The 10242-nt window shown below is 73.0% G+C and carries 9 protein-coding genes; 3 read left to right on the top strand and 6 right to left on the bottom strand.

Features of this window, described 5'->3' with window-relative positions:
- Positions 1-607: 607 nt before the first annotated feature.
- Entirely contained in the window at positions 608-1336 is a 729-nt protein-coding gene (locus ACIA79_RS30565) for a S1 family peptidase (RefSeq protein WP_399431642.1), read from the top strand.
- Positions 1337-1505: 169 nt separating this feature from the next.
- On the opposite strand, the gene ACIA79_RS30560 is transcribed toward ACIA79_RS30565, so the two are convergent.
- The 3 genes from ACIA79_RS30560 to ACIA79_RS30550 form a co-directional block, all read right to left on the bottom strand.
- Positions 1506-2969 (bottom strand): carboxylesterase/lipase family protein, encoded by a 1464-nt coding sequence (locus ACIA79_RS30560; protein ID WP_399431641.1) that lies wholly within the window; start codon positions 2967-2969, stop codon positions 1506-1508.
- A gap of 164 nt (positions 2970-3133) precedes the next feature.
- Positions 3134-3817: an esterase/lipase family protein gene (locus ACIA79_RS30555; RefSeq protein WP_399431640.1), complete on the bottom strand. Its 684-nt coding sequence runs from the start codon at positions 3815-3817 to the stop codon at positions 3134-3136.
- 325 nt (positions 3818-4142) lie between these two features.
- Entirely contained in the window at positions 4143-4460 is a 318-nt protein-coding gene (locus ACIA79_RS30550) for an alpha-amylase (protein ID WP_399431639.1), read from the bottom strand.
- 466 nt (positions 4461-4926) lie between these two features.
- Between ACIA79_RS30550 and ACIA79_RS30545 the strand changes: the two genes are divergently transcribed.
- Both ACIA79_RS30545 and ACIA79_RS30540 read left to right on the top strand, forming a co-directional pair.
- Positions 4927-5478 carry a hypothetical protein gene (locus ACIA79_RS30545; RefSeq protein ID WP_399431638.1) on the top strand — a complete coding sequence of 184 codons (552 nt, stop codon included), beginning with the start codon at positions 4927-4929 and terminating at the stop codon, positions 5476-5478.
- 223 nt (positions 5479-5701) lie between these two features.
- Entirely contained in the window at positions 5702-6289 is a 588-nt protein-coding gene (locus tag ACIA79_RS30540) for a hypothetical protein (RefSeq protein ID WP_399431637.1), read from the top strand.
- 204 nt (positions 6290-6493) lie between these two features.
- Here ACIA79_RS30540 and ACIA79_RS30535 read toward each other — a convergent pair whose 3' ends face one another.
- From ACIA79_RS30535 to ACIA79_RS30525, 3 genes are all read right to left on the bottom strand, one after another.
- Positions 6494-7042: a DUF1062 domain-containing protein gene (locus tag ACIA79_RS30535; protein ID WP_399431636.1), complete on the bottom strand. Its 549-nt coding sequence runs from the start codon at positions 7040-7042 to the stop codon at positions 6494-6496.
- A 458-nt stretch (positions 7043-7500) separates the two neighbouring features.
- Positions 7501-8163, bottom strand: a complete 663-nt coding sequence (locus ACIA79_RS30530) for a DUF5825 family protein (protein ID WP_399431635.1) — start codon at positions 8161-8163, stop codon at positions 7501-7503.
- 26 nt (positions 8164-8189) lie between these two features.
- On the bottom strand, positions 8190-10103 hold the full coding sequence (locus ACIA79_RS30525) for a RiPP maturation radical SAM C-methyltransferase (RefSeq protein WP_399431634.1): 1914 nt from the start codon (positions 10101-10103) through the stop codon (positions 8190-8192).
- Positions 10104-10242 lie beyond the last annotated feature (139 nt).

Raw genomic sequence — 10242 nt, 5'->3', positions numbered from 1 at the left:
TCGTTGTTGGTTGTGGTTTTGGTGCGTCTTCGGTTGTGGGGGGGGGGGGGGGGGGGCGCCGGGGGGGGGCGGGGGGGGCCCCCCCCCCGGCCCGCCCGCCCCCCCCCCCCCCCCCCCCCACAGGCATGCGGTCCGGGACCGGTGACAGGACCTTTCCCCGCACACTGGTCCAGACCAAGCGAATACCCCGACTATTCCGCAAACGGTATCTCTACGCGGATAGTCCGGAGTGGCGCACCCTTCTCTCCCGGAGCCGTAGCGGCTCGGGCCCGCGCCGCGCCGACCGGAATCCGGAGAAGGTCCGAGGCGCCGGTCGCTGCCGCCGGCGACCGTCGCCGCCCTGTCCTCCCGGCTGACCCGGATGCCCATTCGGCCGTGATGAACTGCGCTTTCGGTCGACCCATGGCTGTCTCCGGCTCGCGGGTCGCCGGACTGCCTCCCGCCGACCCCTTGCGTCGGCGGTGGACCGTCTGTCACATTCGCCACAGCTCAAAATGACATGCACGTGACAGGCAAACCCCGGCCTGGCCGTGCATGGCTTTCTGCATACCTATGCAGAACGGGTCCTCATGAAGGACGTCCACACCCCCACACAATGGAGACGAACGTGCGAACAGCCAGACTGATCCCCGCGCTCGCGGCCACTGCGCTCGCGGTGTTAGGACTCGCCCCCACCGCGGTGGCGCAAGCGCAAGCACCGGCCGCCGCGCCGGCCGTGACCGCGGTCCAGCCCATCATCGGCGGCGGCTACGCCGGCAACGCCCCCTGGGCGGCCCGGCTCTTCTCCAACGGCCGGCAGACCTGCAGCGCCTCGATCATCGCCCCGACCTGGATCCTCACCGCCAAGCACTGCGTCGCCGGCGGCGGCCTGTCGTTCCGCATCGGCAGCCTCGACCAGACCACCGGCGGCACCCTGGCCAACGGGGTCGGTGTGTACAACCACGCCTCCGCGGACCTGTCCCTCGTCAAGCTCGACCGTTCGGTGTCGGGCACCTACGCACGCCTCGGCCAGCCGGGCTCGGTGTCGGTGAACCAGACGGTGCAGGTGTACGGCTGGGGCGCGACCTCCCAGTGCGGTTCCGAGGCCACCTGCCAGTCCCGCTACCTGAAGGTCGCCGACGTCATCGTCACCGGCGCCTGCCGGGACGCGTACAACGGCTCCGCCATCTGCGCCCGGCGCGGCAACGGCATCACGGCGGGCGGCGACTCGGGCGGCCCCATGATGGCGGGCGGCGTCCAGGTCGGTGTCGCCTCCACCAGCGACCGCCAGACCACGACCGCGTACACGAACGCGACCGCGTACCGCGCCTGGATCCAGAGCGTCGCCGGCGTCTGACCGGCGGCTGCCCGCACGATGACCGAGTGCGGGCGGCGCGCTGAACCCGGAGGGAGAGGGGGGGGGGCGGGGGGGGGGGGGGGGGGGGGGGCGCCCCCCCCCCCCCCCCCCCCCCCCCCCCCCCCCCCCGAGCCGTACGCGCGTGAACCTCCGGCCGCGGCCGGGCCGGTCAGCCCCAGAGGCGCCGCTCCCCGCCGCGCGGATCCTCCACCACGCCCCGTTCCGGGTGGTCGAAGACCATGACGGGACGGCGCCCGAGGTCGTACGGCTCCCAGCCGGGGTGGCCGTGCGTGGTGAACGCCACCCAGGCGGCGTGCATCCGGCGCGCCAGATCCTGCGGGGCCGCCCCGCCGGTGAGCCCCTCGGAACCGGTCCGGCCGAGGGTGTCCAGGGCGAAGCCGATCTCCACGGCGTGGCAGGCGCCGATCTCCTGGACGGGGCTGCGCCACGCGAACTCGTACATGTGGGTGGCGGCGGCGGCCCCGGCGCGGGCCTCGGCCACCCGGATCGCGGGCAGCCGGAAGTAGCGGTCGGTGAGGACCGCGGCCAGCACGTCGCCGGGTGTCGCACCGGGCCGGGCCGCGGCGTAGGCGTCGGCGACGGCAGGTGTGGCGATGGACCGCAGCGCCTCGGGCGTGAGGGCCGCGGCGACGCCGGTCGGGACGAGGAACAGCCGCTGCTCCTCGGTGGTGGTGCCGGTGAGCAGCGGAACGCCGTGACCCGCGCCGGCGGCGATCGCCTCCAGCGGGGGCCGCGGGAGGATGTCGTCGTCCACCACGGGCGGAAAGGGCATCGCGGCCGCCACCACGCTCGGTCCGAAAGGGCCGGGACCGGTCCGGGAGCCGAGGGCGGCGGAGACGCGCCGCTGCGCGGCGAGCAGGTCCGTCTGCGGGACCGCGGTGAAAGCCCGGGCGGTCGGCTCCACTCCGAGGAGCCGTGCCGTCTCCGCGGTGACCAGCCGCGCGTCCTCGGCGGTCACGAAGCCCTGCCCCGCGCCGCTCTGCGTGATGGCGCGGTGGAACAGCCCGGTGCCGTGGCGGCTGGACAGCAGCGAGGTGATGCTCATCGCCCCGGCGGACTCGCCGGCCACGGTCACCTGTGCCGGATCACCTCCGAACGCGGCGATGTTGTCCTGGATCCACGCGAGCGCCGCCAGCTGGTCGCGCAGTCCCCGGTTGGCCGGGGCGTCGGGGAAGAGCCCGAAGCCCGGTACGCCGAGGCGGTAGTTCAGGGAGACGAAGACGACACCGTCGCGGGCGAAGGCGTGCCCGTCGTAGGTGGGAACGGCCGAGGAGCCGTGCTGGAAGGCGCCCCCGTGGATCCAGACGAAGACGGGCAGGCCCCCGGCAGCGGGATCGGGCGTCCAGACGTTGAGGTTGAGGAAGTCCTCGCCCGGTACCTGCCGGTCGGGCAGCAGCCGGTCCAGCGGCGAGGGGTACGCCGGGGCGGGCGCCGTCGGCCCGAAGGCGAGCGCGTCGCGGACCCCGTCCCAGTCCTCCGGCGGGGCGGGCGCCCGGTACAGCGCGTCGCCGACGGGAGCGGCGGCGTACGGGATGCCGAGGAACGAGGCGACCTGCCGGGTGACGCGTCCGCGCAGGCGGCCCTGTTTGACGGTGGTGACGACCGTGTCCATTCGTCCTCCCTCGACGCCGGGGAGGCCACAACATACCGGGCGGTCGGTCCGCCGGGCCATGCCGACGGGTGTTTTCCGGCCGGAAGGCCGCGGCGGGCCGTCCCGGCCCACAGACTCCCGGCCCGCCGGCCGACTGGGCGTGGCGGGCCGGGAGACGGGGTGTGTCAGCTGTTGATCGTGTCGCGCACCTGGGCGTAGACCGTGGCGTCCGTGAGGAAGGTGCTGTGTCCTATGCAGGCGGTCTGCCGGTTGGCGGCCCCGGAGACGGACACGCTGCTGTCGGGGTTGATGAAGGTGTCGCAGGGCGACCACCACGTCGCGTACCGGGGGCTCCCCGGCGTCTCGTCACCGGAGTTGAGAGCCGTGAGGAAGTCGGACCCGAAGCGCATGTCGTGGCAGGAGGCGTCGAAGCAGCTGTCCGCCGCGTCCGTGCCGTGGTTCGGTCCCGCCAGTGAGACCCACGCGTCGATCTTCTCGCTGCCGCCGAGGTGCTTCGCGTAGTGGCGCGAGGACAGCCCTCCCATGGAGTGGGTGACGACGTCCACCTTCGAAGCGCCGGTGGCGGCGAGAAGCCGGTCGACCTCCGCGGCGAGCTGCTGGGCGGTGGTGGCGTTCGACTGCCGCGAGTCGTACTGCCACCGGTCCAGGTGCGAGGCGGGCCAGCCGTCGTTCCGGAACCGGCCGGCCATGGTGTCCCAGTTCGACGCCGCGCCGTTGTAGCCGTGCACGAACAGGACGGGGTGGCTCGTGGAGCGGTACGCCGACGTGCCGGCCGCGCCGGCGGGGGCCCACGCCTGCAGGGCCAGGGCGGCGACGGCCGTGAAGACGACGGATACGGGCTTTCTCACGGGTGACCTCACGGGGGAAGGGAGCGGGACTGCGCCTGAGGCGGAGGGGCGTGGCGAGTGCGTCGTTCCCGGGTCGCGGAAAGACCTGGAGGCGGGCCGCGGATGGGGGAGCGCAGCGACCGCCGGATCAGGCACGGATGCCTGGGAGGGTGGCGAAAGGTTACTGCCGGGTATCCGGGTGAGGGCAAGACGTGTGACGGGGTGGATTTCCCGATGTCCGTGTTGCGCGGAAGGTCCGTGGGTGCCATGACGCCCGCCCCCGGCGCACCGCCGGCCGGAGCGGCCGGGTCGTGGTGTGCCGGGGGCAGTGCGGACGTGGCGGTCGTCAGGCGGGCGTCGTCCCGCAGAGCACCACGCCGAGGACCTCGTTGCCACTGGTGCCGTAGCCGGGGAACGTCACCGTGTCGCCGGGGGCCGCGGTGCGGCAGGGTACCGAGGTGCCGTCGCGGTATTCGACCGTCACCTGCTGCGCGGTGTCGCAGCCGTTGCTGACGAACGTGTAGCGCCAGCCCGCCGCGTACTGCACACACGCCGGCGCCGCTTCGCCGGCACTCGTCGTCGCGGCGACGGCCGCCGTCGAGCCCGCGGCGGACAGCGCCAGACCGAGCACTCCGCACACGATTGAACGCAGGGTCGGGGACATGCAAGCTCCAGCCTTCAAAGGTCGAATGAGACGACGTCAGTATCAGTGCCGCGGCGGCCTGTCTGAAAATATTTTCGCCAACTTGCGCAAGAACTTGCATGAAGGTCGGTGCGAGCCGGAGGCCACGCCGTTCCCCTCAAATCCCCAGGTGGAACACGACTGCGTGGACAGACGCCTCCGGCTGTCCGACGGCCCGTCGAACCGGCGGGCTGGCTTCCGCTACCCCCTCCGGGGCAGGTCGGGCTCGTGTCACCACAGTCCGCGGTGTCCGGCCACGCGGCCCGCCCAGTACGTCCGAATTCCGAGCCGCCCCCTCCCGATTGACGCCTTCAGGAAGTTACGGTCGCGTCGGACATCTCTCGCCCTCGCGCAAGCAACCGCGCGCCGCTCCGACGACGTCCTCCCAGTGGCCCGCGAACGGGCACGGCGCAGCGCCGGGCAGCGCCCTCGGAGAGGACAGCGAGACATGACGTCAGGACAGCAGCAGTTCCACGCGCCGTGCGGGCACGTGCTGGCGGTCCCGGCCGACCGCGCGGGCCAGGACGTCCGCTGTCCCCACTGCCACCGGATCGTCCGTGCCCCGTCCCCCGACGTCCCGTACGCCTCGCCCGTCCCCCTCGCGGCCGGAGCGCCCGAGCCGGCGGGCCTGACCGCCCTCTACATGACCGCCCTGCTGACCGGCCTGGCCGGAGCGGCGGTGGTCTACCTGGTCATGTTCGACGATCTGTCGGAGACCGAGCTGGTGACGCTCACGCCGCTGTGGTTCTTCCCCGTGGTGTTCGGCCTGTACGGCTACGTCTCCCAGCGGCTGCTGCGCCAGCTCGCGGCGGGGCGGGCGAGTACCCTCGCCGACGCGGCCCGTCTCTCCATCGACGTGGCCGGCCATTGGGCCGCCCTGGTGCTCTTCCCGTTCCTGGTGCTGCGATGGCGCAGTTCCCTGCTCGTCTCCCTGGTCGCGGCGGCGTTCTGGGCCGTGCTGCTGTGGCTCTTCTTCGCCCTGCTCTTCCCGACGCTCTGAGGGTGTCGCCGCTGCCGTCGCCGTGCTGACGTCCGCCCTGTGCGCCGAACCAGTCCTCGCCCCCGCTCACCGTGCCTGTCGGCCGGAGCCCGCCCGGACCCCCTTCGTCCGTCCGGGCGGTGACCCGTGCGCGCGGTCTTGGCATGTACGCTGCTTCCCGATCTTGTGCCGAGACCTCGGGGGACGAGCGATGGACATGCGGGACCTGCGACGGATCCGTGCCGTGACGCGTGTGGTGGGCCGGCGTACGACCTTGCGGTACCTGGCGGTGGGTCTGGGGGCGTCGCTGCTCGCGGCGTGCGGGAAGCCCGCGGACGGCACGGACACTGGCACAGGCACCGGGACCGGGGGCGGGGGCGGAGGGGCGGCCTCCGGCTCCGGCAGCGGTTCGGGCCCCGTCGAGCAGGCCTTCAGCGCGTTCGTGCGCGGTACCTGGAAGGTGGTCGTCGAGCCTGCGGGCAACGGCACGGCCGCCGTCCTCACCGCGGAGATCACCGCCAGCAGCTGGACGCTCACCGTGGGCCGGCAGCAGGGCGCCCCCTGGGGCGGCCAATGGGCCCTGATGGGCGACACCCTGGCCATCCACGGCCCCGAGTCGCCCCAGGACCCCGACGAGTTGGTGCGGGTGGCGGCGCTCGGGGTGCCCGCCCGGGTCGGGCGCAGCGAATCCCTGGTGCTGCCCTGGCAGCCACCGGGCGACACCTCGTCCGAGACCGGGCAGAACCTCCAGGTCGAGTACGCCAAGGGCACGCTCCGCATCGCCCACGTCGAAGGCGACAGCCGTACCGTGTTCACCTGCACGCGCATGTAGCCGCGCACGGTACCCCGCGGCCCCGTCGTCGCCGCCGAGCCGTCCGCTCCGGACCGGCCCGGAGGACACCGGTGCGCCACCGGGCGCGGGCCCGGCGGGCTGCGGTCCGCGCCCTGCCGCGGGCGACGGGCCGAGCCGGCCGGCTCGGGGACGAGGGCCTGCCCGGCGGATCATGCCGGACAGGCCCGTGGTCCCGGGAAGGGCTCAGCGCTTCAGCGTGAAGGTGAAGTCGCCGGAGAGCCTGCCCCTCAGCCGGACGGCCGACACGAGGTTCCCCTCCGCGATCAGTCGTTCGACCTCGGCCCGCGCGAGACCGAACCCTTCGGCGATCAGCCGCACCGGCCGGACGGGGATCCGCGCCGCGAAGCGGACCGAGACGTCGGCCACCTCGCGTTCCAGGTGCCCCGGCCCGCCGGTGTCGAGGCGCCAGGCGCCGTCCCAGTCGAGGGCGATGCGGTTACGGCGCTGCACGACCGGATCCCGGAGCAGCTCGGCCGTCAGGCCGGCGTCGTTGTCATGCAGGCGGTCCAGCAGCTCGGGCCGTACCGAGCGCACGTTCGCCCGCTCCAGGAGCGCGAGCTTCGCCGTTTCCCCGCAAGCGGTACAGAGCACGAGGAGCCAGGCGTCGATGAGCTTGTGATGGGCGTTGACGCGGAATTTGCCGCTTGCCCGGAAGCGCGCGGACGCGCACGCGTGGCAACGGCGGCGAACGAGCGGCAGGCAGGTGGGCACGACCACCCAGTTTTCGAGCACAGAAGTACACCGGTTTCAGTGAGAAGTCCGCAGCAGAAAGGAGCGCGGCGCACAGGCGCGACGCGCGACAGATCAGCACTCGGGAGGTCTCACAGGGTGTACAACGGAACGTCCTTGCCCAGACGACGTGGTCGGGCAGCACGGTAACGGCGCACAGCGGCCCGGCTCCACCGGTTTTTCGCTCTCCGACTCGGGCTCCTCGTGGACGGCGCCATCGGGCACCGACGGATCGTCGGCGCCTGGGGGGAACGCGTCGGTACGGTCGCGCGGCGCGCTCCACCGAGCCGGGAGCGGGCAGCAGCACACAGCCCCCGACGGACCTGCTCGGAAGCAGGCTTCGGCAACACCGCCGGCCGCGTGACGGCGTCGCACGGCGCCCGTCCGGCCGGGGGAGCGCCCCGCGGACGGCCGGGCGGGCACACCTCCGGGCCGGGGCGCCCGCCCGGGCCCGTGCGGCGTCAGATCGTCATGGATTCCTGGAGCCAGCGGCTGATCCGGTACGGCAGCCACCAGGCGAGCGGCCCGACGTCGAGGACGAGCTGCTCGCCGCGGAAGTCGTCGAGGACGGCACGCGGCACGCGCTCCGCCGGCGCTCCGTACGCGAGCTGCTCGATGGCGCGTTCGTACTCCGGCTCGTCGGCGGTGAAACGGCGCAACTCACCCCAGCGGCGGTCCCGGATCTGCACGAAACCCGGCCCCTTGCGCCACAGGCACTTGCACAGGTAGTGGCCGCGCCGCCAGGCGCTCAGGGCCTCGTCGGCGCCGGCGGGGCCCTCGATCCGCCGGGGCGGCTGCAGGTGGCTGAGGGCCCGCCAGCCCTCCCCGTCCGCCGGGTCGGTCCGCAGGTCCCACTCGACGAGGACGGCCCGGGCGGTCAGGTCCCGCACCAGGCTCAGCGCGGCCACCGTCCCGGCGGCCCGAAGGGCGTCCGCGCCGCCGGTGAGGTCGACGGTCCCGGGCAGCCGCACGCGGCGGGCACCCAGGTGCCACAGCCGCTCGCTCTCGCCCTCCAGGGGGCCGGGCAGGGCGAGTTCGCCGAGGAACATGCCGGGCAGTTCGCAGGCGGCGGGATCGTAGTCGCGCCAGGCGAGGACGGCGGGCGGGCTCAGGGTGGCGCTCATGGGACGTGCTCCTCCTCCGGGTGCGGTCATACGTGGACGGGCTCGGCGGGCACGGCCTCCGCCGCGTACGTGTGGCGCATGAAGTCCAGCCGCAGGAGGTCCTCGTTGACGGCGGCCGGGGCGATCTGGACGTACTGCCCGCCGTCGGTGAAGACGATCCCGAGGGAGAGCCAGGAGTCGAGCAGCCGCCGCACGCCGGCCTCGTCGCGGGCGGCGCCGGGGACCTTGCCGGCGGCCTTGCGCGCCAGGGCGGCCGGCGTGTGCGGCTGGTCGAGGAGGCGGAAGACGGCGCGCTCGAACGGGTCGGTGAGCTCCAGGGTGCGCCAGTCGAAGACCCGGCGCCGGGAGACCAGCACGATCCGGTCGCCCAGGTCGGCATGGGTGAGCCGGGCGTCGGCGTGGTGCTTCTTCCACGCGGCCAGTGCGTCGTTGAGGGCGGTGACGACGGGCTCGCCGATCCCCCGGGCCGGTGCCTCGAAGACGTACGCGAGGTCGTACAGCTCCTCTTCCGGCAGGTCGTAGGTGAAGCGGTAGTGCTCCTCCGGGCGCAGGCCGGTGAAGCCGAGCTCGGGGCGCTCGAAGTAGGGGCTGAACCGCTCGATGGCGATGCGGGCCGACAGGTCGACCGGCGGGTCGAGGTGTTCCAGTGCCGGGATCTGGGCGATCACCGGTTCGTAGTCCTGCGCGGTCTCGCCGGGGAAGCCGTGGAGGTAGTTCCAGGCGACGGAGAGGCCGGTCTCGGCGCCGTCGCGGAGCATCCGGACGTTCTGGCAGCCGCTGACGCCCTTGTCCATGAGGTCGAGGACCCGGTGGTTGAGGGATTCGATGCCGGGCTGCACGTAGATCATGCCGGCTTCGGCCAGCGTACGGAGCTGCGCCCGGCGCATGTTGGCCTTGATCTCGATGTGCAGCCGCAGGTCGTACTCGCTGTCGATGATCCGGGGCAGCACGGTCGTGAGGTACCCCATGTCGAGGATGTTGTCGACGACGTACATGTCCAGGACCCGGTGGCGGCGCGCCAGTTCCATGATCTCTTCGTAGAAGGTGTCCGGGCTCTTCGAACGGAACTCCATGAAGGAGCCGTTGAGACCGCAGAAGGTGCAGTGGTGCTTCTCGCCCCACCAGCAGCCGCGGGCGCCCTCGACGACGAGCTTGGGCTCGACCCAGTTGCGGGCGACGGAGGCCGCGAGGCGCTCGAAGTAGCCGCCGTAGTCGGGCGGGAGGATGGCGGCGGGAGGCAGCGGACGGGTCGCCATGGGGTTGGCGCGGCTCTCCCCGCCCGGCCCGCGGTGGCACAGCCCGGGCACCTCGGAGAGGTCCGAGCCGTCGGTGAGCGCGGTCAGCAGCTGCGGGAAGGCGGCTTCGTCCTCGCCGCGCACCACGTGGTCGACGAAGGGGAAGTTGCGGTGCACGGCCGCGCCCTGGGCACCGTCGCAGTTGGCCCCGCCCATGACGGTGACGATGTGCGGGGCGAGCTGCTTGACCCGGCGGGCGGCGGCCAGGGCCGCGGTGTTCTGCTGGAAGGTGGAGGTGAACCCGACGACGTCGGGGGAGTGGCCGACGATCCGCCGCGCGATGTCGTCGACGAATTCGGGGACGACGCGGTGCAGCGAACGGGTCATCTCCATACGGGACTTCTTGAGTTTCCCGCGCATCACCGCGGTGAACTCCTCGTCGCGCCAGTGCGGGTCGTCGTAGAGGGCGGAGGAGAAGACCCAGTCGCCGCAGCCCATGAAATAGGACGAGAGGGCGTAGTACTCGTAGTCGTCACCGGTGAATTCGGTCCGCGCGGTGATCCAGTCGGTGAATTCCAGATTGGCGTGCAGGACCTCGGCCGCGGCGCCGGGCACGCGCTCGTCCACGCTCCGTTTGAGTATTCCCAGCGCGAGGGACGGGAGGTCGATGGGCGACCAGGGCATGTTGACCAGCAGGACACGCATGTCGGCTCCTCGGGGATGGGGACCGGCCGGCCCCGCGGGGGACCACCCGGGCCGCCCGCGGGCGGGAGTGCCAGAACCCCGACGCGGGGGTTGGGGGACGGGCCGGGTCCGGGGTTTCGCCCCGCGGGGGGGGGGTGTT

It is taken from the genome of Streptomyces sp. NPDC051310, from assembly GCF_044455245.1.
Classification (GTDB): domain Bacteria; phylum Actinomycetota; class Actinomycetes; order Streptomycetales; family Streptomycetaceae; genus Streptomyces.
The sequence above is the reverse complement of the archived record's forward strand: the minus strand, read 5'-3'. Positions and strand labels throughout refer to the sequence as shown.

What these genes read in the sequence shown, in the direction of transcription:
- ACIA79_RS30560 (WP_399431641.1), bottom strand. Translation starts at nt 2,969, where the DNA reads ATGGACACGGTCGTCACCACCGTCAAACAGGGCCGCCTGCGCGGACGC.
- ACIA79_RS30550 (WP_399431639.1), bottom strand. Translation starts at nt 4,460, where the DNA reads ATGTCCCCGACCCTGCGTTCAATCGTGTGCGGAGTGCTCGGTCTGGCG.
- ACIA79_RS30545 (WP_399431638.1), top strand. Translation starts at nt 4,927, where the DNA reads ATGACGTCAGGACAGCAGCAGTTCCACGCGCCGTGCGGGCACGTGCTG.
- ACIA79_RS30530 (WP_399431635.1), bottom strand. Translation starts at nt 8,163, where the DNA reads ATGAGCGCCACCCTGAGCCCGCCCGCCGTCCTCGCCTGGCGCGACTAC.
- ACIA79_RS30525 (WP_399431634.1), bottom strand. Translation starts at nt 10,103, where the DNA reads ATGCGTGTCCTGCTGGTCAACATGCCCTGGTCGCCCATCGACCTCCCG.